Below are 21,142 nucleotides of genomic sequence, written 5' to 3'. Positions count from 1 at the left end.
GCATGATCACACCTACTCCCCTCCTGCGTCGGGTCGACGCGGGCGAACTCTCGGTTGCCTACTACGACCTGGGCGACCCCGCCGACGAGGCGGTCGTGCTGCTGCACGGCTTTCCGTATGACGTCCACAGCTACAGCGAAGTAGCACCGCTGCTCATCGACGCCGGATTCCGTGTTCTGGTCCCCTACCTGCGGGGCCACGGACCGACCCGGTTCCTCGACGCGCGCAGCAGTCGCACCGGTCAGCAGGCTGCTCTCGGCGCAGACGTGATCGCGTTCCTCGACGCACTCCAGCTGGAACAGCCGGTTCTCGCGGGGTACGACTGGGGTGGCCGAGCGGCATGCGTGGTCGCGGCGCTGCATCCCGGGCGGATCTCTGGCTTGGTGTCGGTGAACGGATACCTCATCCAAGAGATCGCGGCATCGCAGAAGCCCGGCCGACCCGACCTGGAAGCCGGCCTCTGGTACTTCTGGTACTTCGCGACCGAACGCGGTCGACGCGGGCTCGAACTGAACCGGCGCGAGGTGGCGGACGTCATCTGGCGGCGCAACTCGCCCGAATGGGCGTTCGCTGACGAAGACCTCGCACGAGCAGCCCGTGCATTCGAGAACCCGGACTTCGTCGATGTCGTCATCCACTCGTACCGCCATCGGCTCGGTCTGGCCCCGGGCGCCCCGCGATACGACGACATCGAACGGCTGCTCGCCACGACACCTGTCATCAGCGTCCCCACGATCACGCTCGACGGCACGGCCGACGGCAACTTTCCTGCCACGGATGGAACGCAGCACGCGCATCTCTTCACCGGACCACGCGAGCACCGGCTCGTGCCCGGTGCGGGACACCATCTGCCCGCCGAAGCACCCCACGCTTTCGCCGAGGCGATCTTCGCGGTCGCTGAACCCCCCGGCGACGGCGCCGGAACACCGTGACACGCCTCGTCACACGAGAAAGAGGAGAAGCGGAATGAGCGAGCCCGACGACTCCGCCGCACTGCGGGGAGCCCTCGGCACAGAGCTTTTCGTGCTGCAGTCCGCGGCGAGTTCGACGATCAGCGAGGCCGGGACACGATCCACGATCTACCTGTCGACGCTGTCCGGCGGGCTCGTCGCCGTCGGCTTCGCCGGTTCATCGCCGTCGCTGCTCGCGGTGCTCACGTTCACCGTGTTCCCCACGGTCTTCATGCTCGGGTGGTTCACCGTCGTGCGGCTCGTCGACACCAGTGTCGAGAACATCACCGCCAAGCGCCGGATGGCTCGCATCCGGGAGTACTTCGCCGCACTCGACCCGATCGGCCCGTCGCTGATCGCCCTGGACGACCCACGAGTCACCGGCGAGCTCGGCGTGCGGTACTCCAAGTCCTCCTACCTCTTCACGATGGCCAGCATGATCGGTGCGGTGAACGCCGTCCTCGGTGGTGCGCTGGTGACATTGGCGCTCACGGTCGGGCTCGGCCTTCCCACCGTGCCGGCGACGTTGGTCGGGATCGCCCTCGGATTGGCGGTGCTCATCGCCACTCTTCGCTACGAGCGTCACCGCATCCGGTCGCTGTACCCGGGCGAGCGTTCGTGAGGCACGGACCCATCGCGCTACTCCGGCGCGTCCTCGTCCTCTTCCGGCTCGAAGGTCGACATCTCACCGGTGTGACCGGCGGCGACGCCGTCGGGGTCGTTCGGGATGGTGCCGTCCTGGCCGAGGCCACCGGGCTTCGGCGTTCCTTCGACCTGGTCTTCCGACGGCTGATCGGTCGCGTCACGGTTCATGCTGTTCATCCTTTCGCTGCATCTGATCGGAACGGCCGTTCACAGCCAGAATTCCGTCCCGTCGGAGTCCGATGACGGGGCGCCCTCTTCGGGAGCCGAGTCGGGAACGTCGATGTGCTCGATGACGATCGAGGTCGCGGAGGTGATCAGCACCTCGGCTGTCGTGATCGACCCGGCCGGCACCTCGACGAAAGCGCCGCCGTCATGAATGGCGGTGAGAATGGTTCGCTTGGCGTCGACGACCTGAGCGTCGTCGACGAGTGGATACGTATGGCCGTTGATGACCAGCTGGTGCCGGGTCGTCACTATCACCTTCCTCACCACTCCCCCCGAGTGGACGTCTGCGTCTTCCCGCCATCCGTGATGGCGGGTGCTCAGGCATCGCGACTCCTTTCGATGCTTGCGACGCTACGGGCCGCGTCGCCCACGCCGTAGGGGCTTGCGACGATGGCCGGTCACCGCTACGGAGAAGTGCCCGCCAGGTGTTGCCCGGTCAGCGGAAGTCGCGCGCGCGGTGCTGCACGCCGACCCGCAGGTCTTCGAACCGGTCGGCGACGAGGTTGGTCACGCCTTCGGCCGAGCGCTCGAGAATGCCCCGCGCGATCAGCGCGGGCGAATCCCGCACGATGCGGCGATACCGGTTCCACACCCCCACCGAGCACACGATGTTCACCAGCCCGTGTTCGTCCTCGAGATTGAGGAAGGTGACTCCGGATGCCGTGGCCGGCCGTTGCCGGTGCGTCACCAGTCCTGCGACCTCGACGCGGCGCCCGGTCTCATGACTGCGCAGCTCGTGAGAGGTCAGGATCCCGCGTGCGTCCAGCCCCGAGCGGTAGTGCGTCATCGGATGGTCGTCGGTCGAGACGCCGGTGGCCCACAGGTCGGCGGCGAGGATCTCGTAGCTGCTGGGATCGGTGAACAGCGGCGGCTGCACCGCGACCAGGGAGTCGGGCAGGAACTCTGGCCGATCCTGTGCGGCCGAGCCGGCGAGCCAGATCGCCTCGCGACGGGCGAGCCCCAGGCTCTCGAACGCCCCGGCCGTCGCCAGCGCCTCCACCTGCGCAGCGGTGAGGCCGGTGCGGCGAACGAGGTCGCGCAGATCGCGGAACGCCCCACCCTCGTCGCGCGCGGCGACGATGCGCTGGGCGACCGGGGCGCCGATCCCCTTGATCCCGGCGAGTCCGAGCCGGACCGCGAAGCCGCCGTCTCGACGATGCGCGGCGGACTCGTCGGGCGCCTCGCGGTCGAACTCGCCCACCGGCGGCTGGTGCCGGTTCGCGCACGAGTCCATCCCCGTCGGCGGTCGAACCCCACCCGCCGAGCCCTCGCTCGCTGAGCCCGCCCCGTTCGCTGAACCCACCCCGTTCACTGAACCTACCCCGTTCACTGAACCCACCCCGTTCGCTGAACCCACCCCGGTCGCTGAACCCACCCCGGTCGCTGAACCCACCCCGGTCGCTGAACCCACCCCGGTCGCTGAGCCCACCCCGGTCGCTGAGCCTGTCGAAGCGCCCTCGACCGGTTCGAGAAGGGCTTCGACGCCCGAGAGGTGCAGGTCGGGGCGACGCACCTCGACGCCGTGGCGCCGGGCGTCGGCGACGAGTGTTCCCGGTGAGTAGAAGCCCATCGGCTGAGCGCGCAGCAGTCCGGCCAGGAATGCGGCCGGGTAGTGGAGCTTGATCCACGAGCTGGCGTACACGAGCAGCCCGAACGACAGCGAGTGCGACTCCGCGAAGCCGAAGTTCGCGAACGCCTGGATCTTCGCGTAGATCTGATCCGCGGCATCCCCCACCAGTCCGTTGTTCGCCATGCCGGCGTACAGCTTCTCTTTCAGCGACTCGATGCGCTCGATGCCGCGCTTGGAACCCATCGCCCGGCGCAGCAGGTCGGCGTCCTCGCCGCTGATGTCGCCGACGGCGACCCCCATCTGCATGAGCTGCTCCTGGAACACCGGGATGCCGAGCGTGCGCTCGAGCACCGGCTTCAGCTTCGGGTGCGCATAGGTGACCTTCTCGAGCCCCATCTTGCGCCGCACGTACGGGTGCACCGCGCCGCCTTGGATGGGTCCGGGCCGGATGAGGGCGATCTCGATCACGAGGTCGTAGAACCGTCGCGGCTGCAGCCGGGGCAGCAGGCCGATCTGCGCGCGCGACTCGACCTGGAACACCCCGATCGAATCGGCGCGGCACAGCATGTCGTAGACCGCCTGCTCCTCCTTCGGGAGCGTCGACAGCTCCCACTCCTCGCCCGTCGAGGCGCGGATCATGTCGAAGCAGTACTGCAGGGCTGCCAGCATCCCCAATCCCAGCAGGTCGAACTTGACCAGCCCCATCCAGGCGGCGTCGTCCTTGTCCCACTGGATCACCGTGCGGTTCTCCATGCGGGCGTGCTCGATGGGCACGACCTCGCCCACCGGGCGGTCGGTGAGCACCATGCCGCCGGAGTGGATGCCGAGGTGCCGCGGCGCCTTGAGCAGCTCGGAGGCGAACTCGATGACCTGATCGGGGATGTCGTGGTCGTCGCCGGTGTCGAGCATCGCGCCCCACCGCTCCACCTGCTTCGACCAGGCGTCCTGCTGGCCGGGCGAGTGCCCGAGCGCCTTGGCCATGTCGCGCACCGCGTTCTTGGGCCGGTACTGGATCACGTTCGCGACCTGCGCCGCGCGCTCGCGCCCATAGGTCGCGTAGACCCATTGGATGATCTCTTCACGGCGGTCGGAGTCGAAGTCGACGTCGATGTCGGGCTCTTCCTCACGCAGGCTCGACAGGAACCGCTCGAACGGCAGACCGTAGGCGATCGCGTCCACCGCGGTGATGTCGAGCAGGTAGCAGATCGCACTGTTGGCGGCAGAGCCGCGACCTTGGCACAGGATGCCGCGGCGCCGTGCCTCTTGCACGATGCCGTAGACGATCAGGAAGTACCCGGGAAAGTCCTTCAGCTCGATCACCCCGAGCTCGCGCTCGATGCGGTCGCGGTCCTCGGGTCGCAGATCGGGGTACTTGCGGGGCACCGCCTCCCACACCAGGTGCCGCAGCCACGACATCGGCGTGTGCCCCTCGGGAACCTTCTGCTTCGGCAGCGCGGGCTTGGCACGACGCAGCGGGAAGGCGAGCTCATCGGCGAGCGTCACGGTGCGGGCCACGGCATCGGGGTATCTCACGAACCGCTCCGCCATCTCGGCACCCGAGCGCAGGTGGGCGCCGGCGTGCGACGGCAGCCACCCGTCGAGCTCGTCGAGCCCACGGTTGGCGCGCACCGCCGCGACTGCGGCGGCCAGCAGCTGCCGCCGCGGCACCGCATAGTGCACGTTGTTCGTCGCGAGCAGCGGCAGACCGCGCTCGCGCGCGAGCCCGGCCAGCACGTCGTTGTCGCGGGTGTCGAGCGGATTGCCGTGGTCCATGAGCTCGACGTGCACGGCGTCGCGCCCGAACAGCCTCACAAGCTGGTCGAGCTCCCTCGCCGCTGCATCCGCTCCCGCCGTTCCCGGCGCCGACGCCAGCGCACGCCGCACCGCGCCCTTGCGGCAGCCGGTGAGAATCGCCCACTCGCCGGCCGCCTGCGCGGCGAGCTCGTCGAGGTCGTAGCGCGGCCTCCCCTTTTCTGAGCCCTGCAACTGCGCGTGCGTGAGCGCGGCGGCCAGCCGGTGGTAGCCCTCTTCGCCGCGCGCGAGCACCAGCAGGTGCGACCCCACCGGATCGGGCTCGCCGTTCTGCGGCTTGGGAAGCTCGAGCGACAGCTCGGCGCCGAACACGGTCTTCAGCTCGAGCGACTCGGCGGCCTCGGCGAACCGCACGATGCCGTAGAAGCCATCGTGGTCGGTGATCGCCAGCGCGTGCAGCCCGAGCCGTTCGGCCTCTTCGGTCAGCTCTTCGGGAGAGGACGCGCCGTCGAGGAACGAGAACGACGAGTGTGCGTGCAGCTCGGCGTACGGGATGACCTCGGCCGGGCGTGAGATGGCGGGCGGAACATAAGGGCCTCGCTTATGCGACCACGCCGGGCTGTCGCCGCCGTCGGCGCCCGCGGGCCGCACGTCGGGTCGGCGTCGGCCACTGAGCACGCGCTCCATCTCGGACCACGGCACCCCGGGATTGTTGAACCCCATCAGCACAGCCCCGACGGGTTGCTGAGCTCATCCGGCCGGTCGCTGAGCTCATCCGGCTGGTCGCTGAGCTCATCCGGCCGGTCGCTGAGCTCATCCGGCCGGTCCCTGAGCTCATCCGGCCGGTCGCTGAGCTCATCCGGCTGGTCGCTGAGCTTGTCGAAGCGGCCCTTCGACAAGCTCAGGGACCGGCGCGGGGTCAGGGACCGGCGCGGGCTCGGGGACCGGCGCGGGCTCAGGGACCGGCGCGGGCTCGGGGGCCGGCGCGGGCTCAGGGGCCGGTGCGGGCTCAGGGACCGGCGCGGGCTCGGAGGCCGGCGCGGACTCAGGGACCGGCACGAGGTCAGGGACCGGCACGGGCTCGGCGGCCAGTGCGGGCTCAGGGACCGGCTGTCAGTCATAGGTGGCCTCCGCGGTCCACACGTCGCCCTCGCACACGAGCAGCCAGGCGCCACCGTCGGCGTCGACGACCTGGAACCGGTGCGCACGACGCGCACGCGCGGCATCCCATCCCCTCTCGACCACCGGCCACGGCCCCGCCCACGCTTCGATGCCGCGTCGGCGACCGCTCTCGACGAGATAGGCGGGCACCGCCGAGACGCTCCCCCGCTCATCGACGTCGATGAGCTCGCCTCCCAGTGCGCGCACGTCGACCGGCACCGGATCGGCGAACACCGTCGTGGGCAGCGGCTCGGGCAGGCTTCCCGGCCACGGGCGGGCGCGCTGCGCCGCGAGACCCTCGGGCCCCTTCGCGTGCCGGTCGCCCCAGGGAACTGAGCACCTGCCGCTCGGAAAGCCAGCGGCCTCCGCCGATCGCCGGGGTCAGCACGCCGCGATGGCCGAGCATCGCCTGCACGCGCGACAGTGCGTGGTGCACGCGCTCTTCAGGCCCGCCGCCGAACAGGGCTGGGGCGTGATGGGATGCCGCGTCCACCGCTTCGGGAGAGATCCGCACCAGCGCGACCCCGCTGCGCAGCCCCTCCTGGTCTTCGGCGAGCTGCCAGCGCACTCGGTCCACGACCGCAGCCGCGTCGAACGAGCCCGGGTGCAGCCACACCCGCTCGCTGCGCTCGCCCCGGTCGCCGACGAGCTCGACGCGCAGCTCGGTGCACACCAGATCCATCGCGCCGAGCCCCGTGATGAAGTCGTCGGCGGTCAGACGCATCGCGAAGGCGACCTGGTCGGCGATCTCGAGCGGCGGCTCGAACGCGACCTCGCGCTCCAGCTCGGGTGGCGGGGTGCGCGGCTCGACGGGCTGCGAGTCGCGTCCGGCGGCCAGGGAGTGCAGACGGATGCCGCGCTCTCCGAAGCGCTCGCGCACCCGGTCGGGCTCCATCGCAGCGAATGCGCCGAGGGTCTGCACGCCGAGGCGGGCGAGGAGGCCCACGAGGTCAGTGGTCTCGGCGCCCGGGAACGATGAGGCATCGAGCACCGCGACCGACAGCGGCGCGAGAAAACCGCCGGCGCCCCCGGCGGGCACGGCGAAGACCGGATCCCGCGCGTTCGCGGCCTTCGCCGCCTGCTCGGCCGTGAACGGCCCATCGGCGATGCCCGCCCGCACATCGGCGAGCCCGAGGCCGCGCAGCGACTCGATCAGCACGTGCGCCGCCTCGGTCTCGCCGCCGTAGTACCGGGCGGGTCCGCGGGCGCGCAGCGCGCACAGTCCCGCGCGCACCAGCTGCACACCGGGCGCCTTCTCTTCGATGAGCGACACGATCGGCGCGAACGCGCGATGATCGCGCACGGCGTCGGCGGGCACCACCGTCAGTCCCGGGCACCGGGCCTGCGCGTCACGGCGGCGCTGACCCCGGCGCACGCCGTCGACGCGCGCGGCCGCCGAGCACGCGACCACGAGATTGCGCTCGACGACGGCGATCGCCCGCGACGGGTCGAGCGGTGGGGTGCCCTCGCGGGTCAGCGCCGTGACCGGCCAATCGGGGAACCACAGCACGAGACTGCGCACCGGAGACCTCAGCGTCATCAGCCGACCGCCCGCGCCTCGAGAGGGAAGACGCCCTGATCCATGTCGGCCCCGGCACGCACCGGCTGCACTCCGCGCGCCGACTCCATGGCGGAGACATGCCCCGCCGCATCGGGGAGCATCACGCGGGTACGCCGCGGTCGGGGCCAGCGCCGGCTCGACGCGGTGAGGGTGACCTCGCGCCCCGCAAGATACCCGTGCCCGCGCCCCACTCCCTCCCACACCGGGTCGCCGACCTCGAGCACCGCCTCGGCCTGCGGCCACGGGCCCTGCACGAGCAGCACGGCACCGCGATCCCGCAGCCGCGCCGCCAGGCGCGAGATCTCGCCGTCCGCCGCACGTCCGGCGGGACGGACGGCCACCACCGGCAGCACCTCGGCGATGGTCGCGGTCACAGCGAGCCAGCGCGCACCCGGATCGGGGATGAGCACGAGCCGCGACAGATCGACACCCAGTCCCTCGGCCGCCTCGGCGCCGAGCCGCGGCATCCCGACCACACCGCACCACGAGCCGGCCTGCGTGGGCTGTGCGAGCAGCGCCAGGAGCAGCGAGGTCGAGCGCGGCAGCGAGTACGCCGACCCGGCGCGCAGACCGCCGCCCGGAAGCAGCGACGACAGGGCCGGGTGCACCGGCAGCACCGACGCATCGAGGCGGCGGCCCTGCACGCGCTCGACCTGAGCACGCAGCCGCGCTACGGTGCTGATCGGCGCTGAGCTGACCGGCGCGGAGCCGGTCGGCGCTGAACTGATCGACCCCGAGATCGACTCCATGCGCCCGGGTTCGGCCGATTCGTGCACCTGCTGTGCCGTGAGCTGCACAACCGCCCTCATTTCCCCAGAATAGAACATGTGTTCTATGCCTTCAACCGCAGGTAATGAGATTACCTCTCGGTTCCGACAGTTATGTTCGAGAAACGAGAGGGCGAACGGCTTGCCGTCGCGTGTTCGGTGCCGAGGGAATGAGCGACGGGTCGACGGTGTCGCACGGACGGGATACTGTCGCGGTGTCGACGATCTCATGGAAGAGACGGAGCCGCCATCGCCACCCCCAAGCCCGCGCCCGCGCTGCCCACGCCGCGCCGCGTGCAGGGCACCTACTACACGCTGATGCTCGGCAACACGCTCGCCGCGTCGTTCATCTGGGGCATCAACACGCTGTTCCTGCTGGACGCCGGCCTTTCGAATCTCGAGGCGTTCGCGGCGAATGCGTTCTTCACCGCCGGCATGCTGATCTTCGAGATCCCGACGGGCGTGGTGGCTGATACCGTCGGGCGGCGCGCGTCGTACCTGCTCGGCACGGTGACGCTGGCGGCGACGACCGTTCTGTACTGGCTGCTCTGGGTGTGGGAATCGCCGTTCTGGGCCTGGGCCGTCGTGTCGGTGCTTCTCGGCCTCGGGTTCACGTTCTTCTCGGGCGCCGTGGATGCCTGGCTCGTCGACGCGTTGAAGGCGACCGGCTACCGAGGCAGCCTCGAGACGGTGTTCGGGCGGGCTCAGATCGTCGGCGGCATCGCGATGCTCTCGGGGTCGGTACTCGGCGGCGTCATCGCCCAGCTGACGGATCTCGGCGTTCCCTTCCTGATTCGGGGCGGCATCCTGCTGGTGATGTTCGTCGTCGCACTCCTGCTGATGCGCGACCTCGGGTTCACGCCGGACCGCCAGCAGAAACCGCTGCAGGCGACACGCACCGTCTTCCGCGCATCCATCCGCTACGGCCTCGGCAATCGACCGGTGCGCTGGCTCATGCTCACCAGCCCCTTCACGGCGGGCGTGGGAATCTACGTGTTCTACGCCCTGCAGCCCTATCTGCTGGAGCTGTGGGGCGACGAGACGGCATACTCCATCGCAGGTCTGGCGGCCGCACTGCTGTCGGGTGCGTCGATTCTCGGCGGTGCCCTCGCGCCCTGGGTGCGCAGACTCTTCCGTCGCCGCACATCGGCGATCCTGCTGGCCGCCATCTCGAGTGCGGCCGTCCTGATCGGTCTCGGGCTGGTGCGCGATTTCTGGTTCGCCCTCGCGCTGGTAGCCCTGTGGGGCATCTGCTCGGCGATCGATGACCCCGTCCACCGCGCGTACCTCAATGACATGATCCCGTCGAAGCAGCGCGCAACCGTGCTCTCGTTCGACTCGCTCATGGGCTCAGGAGGCGGGGTCGTCTTCCAGCCGGTGCTGGGACGCGTCGCGGATGTCGGCGGTTACGGCGCCTCGATGATCTGGAGCGGTGTGATCTCGGCGGTCGCCGTGCCGTTCATCCTGCTCAGCCGCGCCGAGAAGGCGCCGTCCGACACCGCGCGGGAAGTGACGACGGAGGCGGAGGCCTGAAGCAGCCGGCAGCGGCCAGGCGTCTTGAACGGGGGTCGTGGAGCGGAGCGATCAGGCCGCCAGCGCGAGATACGGCTCCCACCGCGGGTCGGTGCGCTCGGTGCCGCGCACCGTCCACTGCCCCCCGCGCGGCGGGTGCGGGGTGAAGCGCAGCTCCCACTGCATCTCCTGCGGCGTGCGGTCGCCTTTCATGTTGTTGCAGCGCAGGCAGCAGGCCACGAGGTTCTCCCACGAGTCCGCTCCCCCGCGCGAGCGTGGCAGCACGTGGTCGATCGTCGAGGCGGCCTTTCCGCAGTACGCGCAGCGGTGATTGTCGCGACGCAGCACGCCACGCCGCGTCACCGGCACGCGGCGGCCTCCCGGAACGCGCACATACCGCGTCAGGATGATCACCGCCGGGCGCTCATACGCGCGTCTCGTGCCCCACACCGGTTCCGTCTCGGTGTGCTCGATCACAGTGGCCTTCTCGTTCATCACGAGCACAAGGGCCCGCTTGAACGACACGACGGCGAGCGGCTCATAGCCCGCATTCAGCACCAGAGTGCGCATTGATCATCCTCTCGAACGGCCGGGACGGCTTCCCGGTGATTCGACTTCGACGATTCGAGGCGCGCAGGGGTATGAAAAAAGGCGCTGTCTACAGACAGCGCCTGGGCGCCACGGCAGAGCCGCGGCATCCGTTCGTGCAATGCCGAAGGACGAGTCGTCCAAGCGCATCCATGGTTCGGATGCGTGGTTGGCAGTCCATCAGCTCCCTCCGCTTCTCTCAGCGTCGAGATTCAGGGTAACCCACGGTGCAACGAAGAAGGCCGAAACGATCGTGAACGGCGCGTTGCGCGCCAGCGAACGGATGCTCCCCACGCCCTCTCCACACAGCGCTGGCGCGCTGCGCGGAGCCTCGGGGCGCGTGGGCCCACCACCCGATGGGCTGCGGCATCCGTTCTGCTGTGACTGTGCGCCTCGTCAGCCGGCGTTCTGCTGCAGCCAGGCGAGCGGGTCGATGTTGGAGCCGTTGAGGTACGTCTCGAAATGCAGGTGGTTGGCGGTCGAGCGGCCGGTGCTGCCGACGAGACCGATGATCTGACCCGCCTCGACCGTCTGGCCCGGGACGACCTGACGGCTGCCGTAGGTCATGTGGCCGTACAGGGTGCCGACGCGCTGACCGTTGATGACGTGGTCGATCGTGACCGCGACACCGTAGCCGCCGTAACTCTCCTGCGACACCTTCACGACACCGGCGGCGGCGGCATAGATCGGCGTTCCGCCGGAGGCGAGCATGTCGATGCCCATGTGGGCGCCGCCGCGTGTGCCGAATCCCTCACCCATGGTGAAGTTCGTCAGAGGCCACCGCACCGCACCGGTTCCGGGAGCGACCATGCTGAGGTCGACCTTGATGCCGGGGCGCGATGCCGACGCGGCTGCGGCCTGCGCCGCGAGGCGGGCCCGCTCAGCAGCGGCTTCGGCTGCCTTCTTCTTCTCGATCTCCTCGGCGGTCGTGGCCGAGTAGCTCTCACGCGACAGCTGCGTGGCGTTCGCGTCGGATGCGGCGACGAACGACTGAGCGTCGTCGGCCGCCATCTGCTGGATGGTGACGGCTTCGTCGGTGGGGCGCGCCGCGGCGAACGCCGGAATCGCGACCGTGGCGACGAGTCCGCCGACCATGCTCAGGATCACCAGGCTGCGCAACGGCTTGATCGCGCGGTTCGGGGCCTTGACCGGCGACGACGCCGATCGGGCGGTCGTCGTGGCGGGTGCGGTCTTCGCGGGTGCAGCGGCTCGGGGGCGGCGCGCTGCGGTTTCCCGGTGTCGCGTGCGACGGGAAAGACGGGTGACGTCCTGCTCGTTCGCGGGCGACTCGATCTCTTCAGCCAAACTTTTGTCCTCCGGCGCCTCTGCGCCGAGGGCGCCTGGCTCGTCAGCACTCGATGTTCGGGGCACGATATGCGGGCTTCACCGCGTGAACGACGAGCCGGAGAGGCAATTCACACGGGGTCCGGTCGGCGAGCTTCTCGCCTGGTGGACTTTCCGAGGCTACCCGAAGGTAACGAATATGTCACGCTGGGCGCCTGGCAGTCCCCTGGACGAGACGGTGACGGATGCTGAGCGCCGAGGAATCCGCAATCGTCAGCGCAGTTCGTCGACGAGGAAGATGTGCGACGCGACCTCGACCGGAAGCTCCAGCCCTTCGTCGTTCCCGTGCATCTGCACGAGCACGTAGCCCTCGTTGTAGCGGTAGTCTCCGGTCGCGCCCGGGATGACGCCTGCACCCTTCAGCTGCTGGAGCAGCTCGGGGTCGACCTGGGCCGGCTCGGCGAGGCGGCGGACAGTGCCGGTGATCGGCTCGCCCGCGTCGTTGAGGCGGCGGACGAGGCCCACCACGCCCTGCTCGAAGTTGTTCGCCGGCAGATCGCCGAGCTGATCGAGCCCGGGGATCGGGTTGCCGTACGGCGACTCGGTGGGGTGGCCGAGCAGCTCGACGAGGCGGCGCTCGACCTGCTCGCTCATGACGTGCTCCCAGCGGCACGCCTCCTCGTGCACGTACGCCCAGTCCAGGCCGATGACATCGGAGAGGAGCCGCTCGGCGAGACGGTGCTTGCGCATCACGTCGACGGCCTTCTGACGCCCGGCATCGGTCAGTTCGAGCGTGCGGTCCTCTGACACCACCACGAGCCCGTCGCGCTCCATGCGCCCGATCGTCTGCGACACCGTCGGACCGGAGTGGCCCAGGCGCTCCGAGATGCGAGCCCGCAGCGGCACGATGTTCTCCTCCTCGAGCTCGAGGATCGTGCGCAGGTACATCTCGGTGGTGTCGATCAGGTCTGTCATGTCGCGGTGTCCTCGATGCTCGGAAGGGTAAGGACAGCCTATCTTCCGCCACTGACCCCCAGGCGGCGCGCGGTGTGCGGGGCAAGGGCCTTGGGGTGTGCGGCCCGCGGTTCGGACGGCTGCTCGACAGGACAACCAGCCTTTCGCAGGAGGTTCGGCCGCGGCATCCTCCTGTGGAACCGCGGTTGACCTGCTGAACCTCCAGTTCATGCCGCACGATGCAGCCCTTGCGCGATGGCTCGCGTGATGAGGTCCTGCACCTCGTGCCAACGCTCCACCACCTGGACGTAGGTGACCCGGATCACGTGATAGCCCAGCAGGGTCAACGCCGCGTCGTGCGCGACATCCTCCGCCCGCTGCAGCCCGACGTGATGTCCGCCATCCACCTGCAGCACGAGCCGGTCGCCGATCAGGAAGTCCACGCGGTGCCCAGTGATCCAGATCTGCGGCTGGATCGGGACCCGCAACCACCTCAAGCGCACGATGACGATCGTCTCGAGACCCGAGTCCGAGAAGGGCGAGGCGTCGCCCAGCAGGCGTCGAGCACGAGGCCGCAACGGGAGTCGTGCCAGCTCCTCCTTGGCGACGAGTCCACGGTTGAGCGCCGACTCCCAGACGGCGAGCGCGCATTCGTACGGCTGACAGCTCGCCACCAGGAGGAGCGTGTTCAGGATGCCGTCCTCCAGCGTGCCGGGAGCCCACGGCACGACCGGCAGACTCCAGTGCACTCTGACATCGGGCAGCGCCAGCCGCGAGGCGGACGACGCCGCGCCGACATGCGGACGGTCCTCTTGGAGCACCCACAGTCCGAGTCGCTTCGCCTGGGTGATGCAGGTCAGCACGACCCCGGCCCGCGCGGCGGCGACGAGAGAGGGATCGGCGGCCTTGTCGGCGACCCATCCACGCTTCGGGATGGTGAGCCATCCGCGCGCCACGGCCTGCGAGATCGCGCGTCGGCCGACCCCGGCGTCGACCAGCACGGATACTCGCACGATGCCGCCCGCGGCCCCGACTGCCTTCATCAGATCCTGCACGCAGCAATCGTGGGATGCGCGCGGGCTGTGCCGGACCGCGGAACCCTTATCGGTGGACAACGCGCGTGGCGTAGCGGCTGTAGAGGAACCTGCGCCCGACAGGTCAACCAGCCTTCCGCAGGAGGTTCGCGCGCACATTCCTCCTGTCGAACCCCGGTTGACCTGTTGAAGGGCGGGCGGGGTGTGGATGAGGGGAAACGGATGGCGACAGCGGAGACCGCCTGTTCGCTCCCCCGTCCGCGCGGCAACAGGTCCACCAGCCTTTCGCAGGAGGTTCGCGCGCATATCCCTCCTGCGGAGCGCCGGTTGACCTGTTGACGGGCACGCCCACCGAGCCGCCGGCACCGAAGAGAGGACGAGAGCGGATGCCGGGCGTCACGGCACGTCACGCGCGAAGGGTGGCCACGCCCGCTCTCTAGAATCGACGCATGTCCCACATCGCGCCGCCCTCCGTCATCCTGCCCCGCGAGATCCTCCCCGCCGACGGTCGGTTCGGGTGCGGCCCGGCCAAGATCATCCCGGCCCACCTCGAGGCGCTCGCGAGCCGCGGAGCGGCACTGATGGGCACGTCGCACCGGCAGGCTCCGGTCAAGGACCTCGTCGGCCACGTGCGCGCCGGACTCGGCGACCTGTTCCGCCTCCCCGAGGGCTACGAGGTCATCCTCGGCAACGGCGGCTCCACCGCTTTCTGGGATGCGGCGGCATTCGGCCTGATCGAGAAGCGCAGCCAGCACCTCGTCTTCGGCGAGTTCGGCGGCAAGTTCGCCAAGGCGGCGAAGGCTCCCTGGCTCGAAGCCCCCGATGTCCGAGAGGTGCCCGCCGGGACGGGAACCTCTCCCGAGGCGACGGCGGGCGTCGACGTGTACGCCTGGCCGCACAACGAGACCTCGACCGGCGTCTCCGCCCCTGTGCAGCGGGTGCACGGAGACGAGGGAGCCCTCACCGTGATCGACGCCACGAGCGCCGCGGGCGGCATCGACTTCTCGGCTCGAGAGGCGGACGTGTACTACTTCGCCCCGCAGAAGAACCTCGGCTCGGACGGCGGCCTGTGGTTCGCGCTGGTCTCGCCGGCGGCGATCGAGCGCATCGAGCGCATCGCCGCGTCGGGGCGTTACATCCCCGAGTTCCTGAGCCTGAAGCAGGCGCTCGACAACTCCCGCCTGAGGCAGACGCTCAACACGCCTGCCCTCGCGACGCTGTTCCTGCTCAACGAGCAGCTCACCTGGATCAACGGCAACGGCGGCCTGCAGTGGGCGGACGCCCGCACCCGCGAGTCGTCGCAGCAGCTGTACAGGTGGGCCGAGGCATCCGCCTTCGCCACGCCGTTCGTCGCCGACCCTGCGGACCGCTCCCGCGTCGTCGTGACCATCGACTTCGACGATGCGGTGGATGCCGCAGCTGTCGCCAAGAGCCTGCGCGCCAACGGCATCGTCGACACCGAGCCGTACCGCAAGCTCGGCCGCAACCAGCTGCGCATCGCGACGTTCGTCTCCATCGACCCGGACGACGTGCGGCAGCTCATCCGCTGCATCGACTACACCGTCGAGCGCCTCGGCTGAGAGGCACGCCGGCGCTCACGCAAGGGCGAGGGCACCGGCGCCATCAGCGAGCGGCTCACACACAGAGTGATCCTCGTCGCAGCGGGTTACGGCCTGCCTCGGTCCCGTCGAGGTCAGATGGCGCGAGAGCGATGTAGAGCGCGACTCGATGCCGGTCCGCCCTGGCGAGAAGTCATGAACTAGGCGCCCGAACGGTCCTCGTCGTCATCGTCCGAGTCGTCATCGTCCTCATCGCGGTCGTCGTCGTCCTCATCCGAGCCGCCGTCTTCGGAGTCCTCGTCGTCCTCGTCGTCGGAGTCCTCGTCGTCCTCGTCGTCCGAATCGTCGTCGTCGGAGTCCTCGTCGTCGGAATCGTCGTCGTCGTCGAAGTCCTCGTCGTCGGAATCGTCATCAGAGTCATCGTCGGAGTCGTCCTCGTCGGAGTCGTCGACGTCCGAGTCGTCGAAGTCGTCCTCCGCGTCGTCATCGGCGAGCTCGTCGATGTCGACACCGTCGACATCGCCAGCGTGCAGGATGCGCGACCCGTCCTGGTCGAAGTCCGCGGCGTCGAGGTCGTCGACGTCGTCGAGATCCTCATCGTCCTCGTCGTCGACGTCCTGGTCGGCCGCCTCTTCGCCGGCCAAGTGCGCCGCTTCGGCGAGCGCCGCCTGCGCCGCGTGATAGTCGGCGAGGCGCTCTGCCCACGGCACCCAGTCCGGCGCGAGCAGCGCGCCGTCTGCGGGAAGCAGCTCGACTTCGAGCACGGTCGGCTCGGCGCCCTCGACGCGAGCGAGGCTGACCGTCCAGAGCCAGCCCGGGTAGCCGGGCAGGCGGTTCGCGAAGCGCAGCGACACGACGCCGTCGCGCTCGACGCGGTAGTCGGCGGGATCACCGACCGTCCACGTGGGGGTGATCTCGTGCAGCGCCGCGAGGGCGAGGTCGCGCGACTCCAGCAGAGCCGGGTCGGGCTCGACCGGAGTCGCCTCGACAAAGTCTTCGTCGATCACGTCGGTCTCATCAGGAGCCGCGGATGCCTCGGGGTCGGCGTCGGCGTCGGTCTCGATCGAGCCGGCGTCTGCGGAAGCGGCGGAATCCGTCGCCTCGGGCTCGGCGTCAGACTCCGCTCGAGGCGTCTCGGGCGTGGAATCGGCGGCAGCCGCGGCATCCGTCACCGTCGGCTCGGAGTCCGAGGCGCTCAGATCAGCGGCTCCGAAATCAGGAGCTTCGAACTCGGCGGGAGCGGCGTCGGCGGCACTCTCGGCCGGCTCAGGCGTCGAGCTCATCGGCCACCTTGCGCAGAACGGCCGAGACCTTCTTGGCGTGAGCGCCACTCGGGTACCGGCCACGGCGCAGGTCTCCGCCGATGCTGTCGAGCAGCTTGACGAGGTCCTCGATGATGATCGCCATGTCGTCGGCGGGCTTGCGCGACTTCTTCGCCAGGCTCACCGGCGCCTCGAGCACACGCACCGAGAGAGCCTGCGGGCCGCGCTTGCCGTCTGCGACGCCGAACTCGAGCCGTGCACCCGGCTTGGGCGCAGGTGTGCCGGCGGGAAGGGCGGTGGCGTGCAGGAAGACGTCCTGGCCGTCATCGGACGCGATGAAGCCGAACCCCTTCTCCTCGTCGTAGAACCTGACCTTGCCGGTGGGCATCCGAACCTCGCTGATGACGGCGCTCGCGAACGGGCGCGGGCGGAAAAACTGCATGACGAACGTGGGTGATTCCCACTCCTCCAGCCTACCGGCTCGGCATCCGGCACCGGCCCATGAAGTCGCACGCGGCGTCTCGCCTCGCCGCGCGCCCGTTCGAGAGGGAGCACTCAGCCGGTAGGCTGAGCCCGATGAGCACCAAGTCTCCCGGCGAGGACCTTCCCGTCCGCCGCATCGACCGCATTCTTGCGTTCATGTCGCTCGGCCTGCTCGTGCTCTCGATCGTGAGCTTCTTCGCGATCATGATCGCCTCTGCCGCGGACGCGGACATGAGATCCGGCATCTGGCCCCTCGTCGGCGTCCTGGTGTACATCGCGCCGATCGTGGCGTTCGCGCTGCTCCTGGCCGTTCTCATCATGAGCTTCGTGCGAAGGGCGCGGGCGAACCGAGGGGGCTGACCGGTTGGCCTCCGACGCGCGCGCTCTCGCGACGTGGCTCGCAGCTCGCGACGACGTCGCGCTCGCAGCCGCGCTGGCCTCCCGAGGGGTGTCGGCTTCCAGCGGGTGGCACGACCTCTTCGACGCCGCTGAAGGGCTGCTCGAGCCGTCATCGGTGGACCGGGCCCTCACCCGCCTCGCGCGGGGGGAACTGATCGCACTCGCGACAGGCGCCGCCGCTCCCGACGGCACCGCGGCACAGCTCGCCTTGGTCGACGACTCCGGCCGTCCGTTCGGAGCAGTCCGCGAGCGTCTCGATGCGGCCGCAGCGGCGAGGCCGGAGGCGTTCGTGCCGGCGGACCATCCGCACGAGCACGCACCCGCCGACCCCCAGGCGGTCGCTGCGGCCGCCGAGCGGGCGTTCAACACGGCCGGCTCCTTAGCCGACGTCCTGCTCGCCTGCCTGCACGCGCCCCTCGGCCGCACCGGATCGGGAACCGTGAGCGCCGCCGATCGTCGGCGATTGACGGATGCCGGGGCCATCGCGGCGCCGGAAGACCTCGACGATCTGCTCGCCTCGGCCGAGGCCGCGCGTCTGGCAGACGCCCGCGATCGCGAGTGGGCGGTGACCGACGCCGGCCAGGAGTGGCTCCAGACGCCGACCCCGCAGCGGTGGGCGCAGATCGCCGATGGCTTCCGCTCGCACCTGCCCCCTGGACTGCGCACCCCCGAGGGCGGCATCATCCCGTCGGTCGTGTGGCCGGACGCCTATCCTCTCGACCCCGACTGGCCGGATCGTGCTGCCGGGCTGCGGCGGATCGCGGCGCGCTGGGGTCTGATCGGCCAGGGCGGCGAGGAGTTCCCGTGGACGGCGTCCCTCCGCTCGGGCGCTCCGGCCGATGCCGCGGCGATCGCCGAGCACCTGCCCGCCGAGATCGACCGCGTCTACCTGCAGGCCGACCTCACCGCGATCGCCCCGGGACCGCTGGCACCCTCCCTCGACCTGCGGCTCCGCTCGATCGCCCTCCGGGAATCGCGCGCCCAAGCCTCGACGTACCGATTCACCGCGGCGTCGCTGGGCGCGGGCATGACCGAAGGCGAGACGGCGGACTCGGTGCGCGAGTTCCTCGCAGGACTCTCGCTCACCGGCATCCCGCAGCCTCTTCAGTACCTGATCGAGAGCACGGCCGCCCGCCACGGCCTGGTGCGCGTACGCGCCGATGAAGCCGCCGGCCGCACCCTTGTCGAGAGCCCCGATCCCTCCCTGCTCGAGACGATCGCCGTCGACCAGTCGCTTCGCCCGCTCGGTCTGCTTCCCGCCGAGGGAGGGCTGACGTCGCGAGTCGCCCGCGACGCCGTCTACTGGACCCTGGCCGACGCGCGCTACCCCGTCGTGGCGGTCGACGACTCGGGCGCCGCCGAGTCGGTTCATCGGCGGGTGACCCTCGCGCCGACCGCCGCCACCGGCGCACCCGCACAGACGTACGCGCGACTGATCGCGACTCTCCGCGGCGGTCACGGCACCGACGGCGAGGCGGGGTGGCTCGAGCGCGAGCTCGAGCAGGCGGTCCGTGCGCGGGCCGAGATCCAGGTCGTCGTGCGAATGCCGGACGGCTCGGAGCGCGCGTTGACCCTCGAGGCCGCCGGGCTCGGCGGTGGCAGGCTGCGGGGTCGCGACCGCGCCGCCGACATCGAACGCACTCTTCCCGTGTCGAGCATCGTGAGCGTGCGCGCGCTGTAAGAAGCGGCGCTGCGATCGGCGGATTGCCACCGGCACGATCCGGCCGCCTTCGAGCCCCGGTAGAATTGCCCGTTATGGCTGACGGCCCCCTCATCGTTCAGAGCGATCGCACTGTGCTGCTCGAAGTCGCGCACCCCGACGCGGAGAGCGCGCGGCACGAGCTGGCGATCTTCGCCGAGCTGGAACGTGCTCCCGAGCACATCCACACCTACCGCGTCACGCGGCTCGGTCTCTGGAACGCCCGCGCCGCCGGGCACGACGCCGCCGACATGCTCGCCACCCTTGAGCGCTGGTCGCGTTTTCCGGTGCCGCCCTCGGTCTCCATCGACATCGCCGAGACCGTCGGCCGCTACGGGCGGCTCGTCATCGATCGCAACCGCGTCGAGGACGGCGGAGAGGGCGAGCTGATCCTGCGGTCGACGGATGCCGCGGTGCTGGCCGAGGTGTCGAAGAACAAGCGGATCCAGCCACTCCTCATCGGCCACCCCTCCCCTGACACGTACGTCATCGATGCGTGGGCGCGCGGTCAGATCAAGCAGGAGCTGCTGAAGATCGGCTGGCCCGCCGAAGACCTCGCCGGCTACACGCCCGGCACCCCCCACCCCATCGACCTCGCCGAAGAGGGCGAGGGTGCGGAGTGGACGCTGCGCCCCTACCAGCGACAGGCCGTCGACATCTTCACCGAGGGCGGCTCGGGCGTCGTGGTACTGCCGTGCGGCGCCGGCAAGACGCTCGTGGGCGCGGCCGCCATGGCCGAGACGAAGACCACGACACTCATCCTCGTGACCAACACCGTGAGCGCGCGGCAGTGGCGCGACGAGCTGCTGCGCCGCACGTCGCTGACTCCCGAGGAGATCGGCGAGTACTCCGGTCAGGCCAAGGAGATCAAGCCGGTCACCATCGCGACGTACCAGATCCTCACCGCGAAGCGAAAAGGCGAGTACGCCCACCTCGCGCTGCTGGACGCCCTCGACTGGGGACTGATCGTCTACGACGAGGTCCACCTGCTGCCCGCGCCGGTCTTCAAGCTCACCGCCGACCTGCAGGCCCGCCGGCGCCTCGGGCTCACGGCGACCCTCGTACGCGAGGACGGTCGCGAGGGCGACGTGTTCAGCCTGATCGGTCCCAAGCGGTTCGACGCGCCGTGGAAGGAGATCGAAGCGCAGGGCTTCATCTCCCCCGCCGTCTGCTACGAGGTGCGGGTGGATCTTCCCGCCGGCGATCGGCTCGAGTACGCGGCGGCCGCCGACGACGAGCGCTACCGGCTCGCCGCCACGGCGCCCGCGAAGATCGGCGTCGTGCGGCAGCTGGTCGAGCGGCACGAGGGCGAGCGCATCCTCATCATCGGCCAGTACCTCGACCAGATCGACGTGCTCGCCGATGCGCTGAACGCACCGAAGATCACCGGCCAGACCCCGGTCGACGAGCGCGAGGAGCTCTACCAGGCGTTCCGCGTGGGCGAGATCTCGGTGCTCGTGGTGTCGAAGGTCGCGAACTTCTCGATCGACCTGCCCGAGGCATCCGTCGCCATCCAGGTGTCGGGATCGTTCGGTTCGCGCCAGGAGGAAGCCCAGCGGCTCGGACGCCTGCTGCGCCCGAAGAAGTCGGGCAACACCGCCAGCTTCTACACCCTCATCGCGCGCGACACGGTCGACCAGGACTTCGCGCAGAACCGGCAGCGCTTCCTCGCCGAACAGGGTTACGCCTACACGATCCTCGACGCCCACTCGCTCGCGGCCTGACGTCAAGCCCCGG

At 70.0% G+C, this 21,142-nt stretch carries 18 protein-coding genes and 1 pseudogene; 7 read left to right on the top strand and 12 right to left on the bottom strand.

Going from position 1 to position 21,142, the window contains the following annotated elements; translation table 11 throughout:
* Positions 1-2 precede the first annotated feature (2 nt).
* On the top strand, positions 3-932 hold the full coding sequence (locus WYM_RS07685) for an alpha/beta fold hydrolase (RefSeq protein ID WP_040569179.1): 930 nt from the start codon (positions 3-5) through the stop codon (positions 930-932).
* A gap of 34 nt (positions 933-966) precedes the next feature.
* Positions 967-1,572: a hypothetical protein gene (locus tag WYM_RS07680; protein ID WP_019180250.1), complete on the top strand. Its 606-nt coding sequence runs from the start codon at positions 967-969 to the stop codon at positions 1,570-1,572.
* A gap of 17 nt (positions 1,573-1,589) precedes the next feature.
* On the opposite strand, the gene WYM_RS21925 is transcribed toward WYM_RS07680, so the two are convergent.
* The 6 genes and pseudogenes from WYM_RS21925 to WYM_RS19665 form a co-directional block, all read right to left on the bottom strand.
* Positions 1,590-1,763: a hypothetical protein gene (locus WYM_RS21925; protein ID WP_019180249.1), complete on the bottom strand. Its 174-nt coding sequence runs from the start codon at positions 1,761-1,763 to the stop codon at positions 1,590-1,592.
* 39 nt (positions 1,764-1,802) lie between these two features.
* Positions 1,803-2,069, bottom strand: coding sequence for a hypothetical protein (locus WYM_RS07670; RefSeq protein ID WP_019180248.1), 267 nt, complete (start codon positions 2,067-2,069; stop codon positions 1,803-1,805).
* Between the two features lie 187 nt (positions 2,070-2,256).
* The gene (locus WYM_RS07665; protein ID WP_019180247.1) at positions 2,257-5,865 is read right to left on the bottom strand and encodes an error-prone DNA polymerase; all 3,609 of its coding nucleotides are present in this window, start codon (positions 5,863-5,865) and stop codon (positions 2,257-2,259) included.
* Entirely contained in the window at positions 5,865-6,041 is a 177-nt protein-coding gene (locus WYM_RS21705; protein WP_019180246.1) for a hypothetical protein, read from the bottom strand. Before WYM_RS21705 ends, WYM_RS07665 begins: the two co-directional genes overlap by 1 nt.
* Before the next feature lie 214 nt (positions 6,042-6,255).
* Positions 6,256-7,843: pseudogene (locus WYM_RS19670) on the bottom strand (DNA polymerase Y family protein).
* The gene (locus WYM_RS19665; protein WP_237739348.1) at positions 7,843-8,673 is read right to left on the bottom strand and encodes a hypothetical protein; all 831 of its coding nucleotides are present in this window, start codon (positions 8,671-8,673) and stop codon (positions 7,843-7,845) included. Before WYM_RS19665 ends, WYM_RS19670 begins: the two are co-directional and overlap by 1 nt.
* A 276-nt stretch (positions 8,674-8,949) precedes the next feature.
* Between WYM_RS19665 and WYM_RS07645 the strand changes: the two genes are divergently transcribed.
* The gene (locus WYM_RS07645) at positions 8,950-10,164 is read left to right on the top strand and encodes an MFS transporter (protein ID WP_051008096.1); all 1,215 of its coding nucleotides are present in this window, start codon (positions 8,950-8,952) and stop codon (positions 10,162-10,164) included.
* A gap of 51 nt (positions 10,165-10,215) precedes the next feature.
* Here WYM_RS07645 and WYM_RS07640 read toward each other — a convergent pair whose 3' ends face one another.
* The 4 genes from WYM_RS07640 to WYM_RS07625 all read right to left on the bottom strand — a co-directional run bounded on the left by WYM_RS07640 (position 10,216) and on the right by WYM_RS07625 (position 14,024).
* Positions 10,216-10,713 carry an HNH endonuclease gene (locus tag WYM_RS07640; RefSeq protein ID WP_019180243.1) on the bottom strand — a complete coding sequence of 166 codons (498 nt, stop codon included), beginning with the start codon at positions 10,711-10,713 and terminating at the stop codon, positions 10,216-10,218.
* Positions 10,714-11,127: 414 nt separating this feature from the next.
* On the bottom strand, positions 11,128-12,036 hold the full coding sequence (locus WYM_RS07635; RefSeq protein ID WP_019180242.1) for a M23 family metallopeptidase: 909 nt from the start codon (positions 12,034-12,036) through the stop codon (positions 11,128-11,130).
* 252 nt (positions 12,037-12,288) lie between these two features.
* Positions 12,289-12,990 (bottom strand): metal-dependent transcriptional regulator, encoded by a 702-nt coding sequence (locus WYM_RS07630; RefSeq protein ID WP_019180241.1) that lies wholly within the window; start codon positions 12,988-12,990, stop codon positions 12,289-12,291.
* A 206-nt stretch (positions 12,991-13,196) separates the two neighbouring features.
* Positions 13,197-14,024 carry an endonuclease domain-containing protein gene (locus WYM_RS07625; RefSeq protein ID WP_019180240.1) on the bottom strand — a complete coding sequence of 276 codons (828 nt, stop codon included), beginning with the start codon at positions 14,022-14,024 and terminating at the stop codon, positions 13,197-13,199.
* A gap of 428 nt (positions 14,025-14,452) precedes the next feature.
* On the opposite strand from WYM_RS07625, the gene serC reads away from it, so the two are divergent.
* Positions 14,453-15,583 carry a phosphoserine transaminase gene (gene serC / locus WYM_RS07620; protein ID WP_019180239.1) on the top strand — a complete coding sequence of 377 codons (1,131 nt, stop codon included), beginning with the start codon at positions 14,453-14,455 and terminating at the stop codon, positions 15,581-15,583.
* Positions 15,584-15,762: 179 nt separating this feature from the next.
* Here serC and WYM_RS21070 read toward each other — a convergent pair whose 3' ends face one another.
* Together WYM_RS21070 and WYM_RS07610 are read right to left on the bottom strand one after the other, a co-directional pair.
* Entirely contained in the window at positions 15,763-16,845 is a 1,083-nt protein-coding gene (locus WYM_RS21070) for a DUF3027 domain-containing protein (RefSeq protein ID WP_019180238.1), read from the bottom strand.
* The gene (locus WYM_RS07610; RefSeq protein ID WP_026059653.1) at positions 16,829-17,212 is read right to left on the bottom strand and encodes a cold-shock protein; all 384 of its coding nucleotides are present in this window, start codon (positions 17,210-17,212) and stop codon (positions 16,829-16,831) included. Before WYM_RS07610 ends, WYM_RS21070 begins: the two co-directional genes overlap by 17 nt.
* Positions 17,213-17,400: 188 nt before the next feature.
* On the opposite strand from WYM_RS07610, the gene WYM_RS07605 reads away from it, so the two are divergent.
* The 3 genes from WYM_RS07605 (at position 17,401) to WYM_RS07595 (ending at position 21,129) form a co-directional block, all read left to right on the top strand.
* On the top strand, positions 17,401-17,667 hold the full coding sequence (locus WYM_RS07605) for a hypothetical protein (protein ID WP_019180236.1): 267 nt from the start codon (positions 17,401-17,403) through the stop codon (positions 17,665-17,667).
* Between the two features lie 4 nt (positions 17,668-17,671).
* A complete protein-coding gene (locus WYM_RS07600; RefSeq protein ID WP_019180235.1) occupies positions 17,672-19,387 on the top strand; it encodes a helicase-associated domain-containing protein in 1,716 nt (571 codons plus the stop codon).
* Positions 19,388-19,461: 74 nt separating this feature from the next.
* Positions 19,462-21,129 (top strand): DNA repair helicase XPB, encoded by a 1,668-nt coding sequence (locus tag WYM_RS07595; protein WP_019180234.1) that lies wholly within the window; start codon positions 19,462-19,464, stop codon positions 21,127-21,129.
* Positions 21,130-21,142: the final 13 nt, after the last annotated feature.

Source organism: Microbacterium yannicii PS01 (genome assembly GCF_000304335.1).
Lineage (GTDB): Bacteria > Actinomycetota > Actinomycetes > Actinomycetales > Microbacteriaceae > Microbacterium > Microbacterium yannicii_A.
This window is presented reverse-complemented; position numbering and strand designations above follow the sequence as displayed.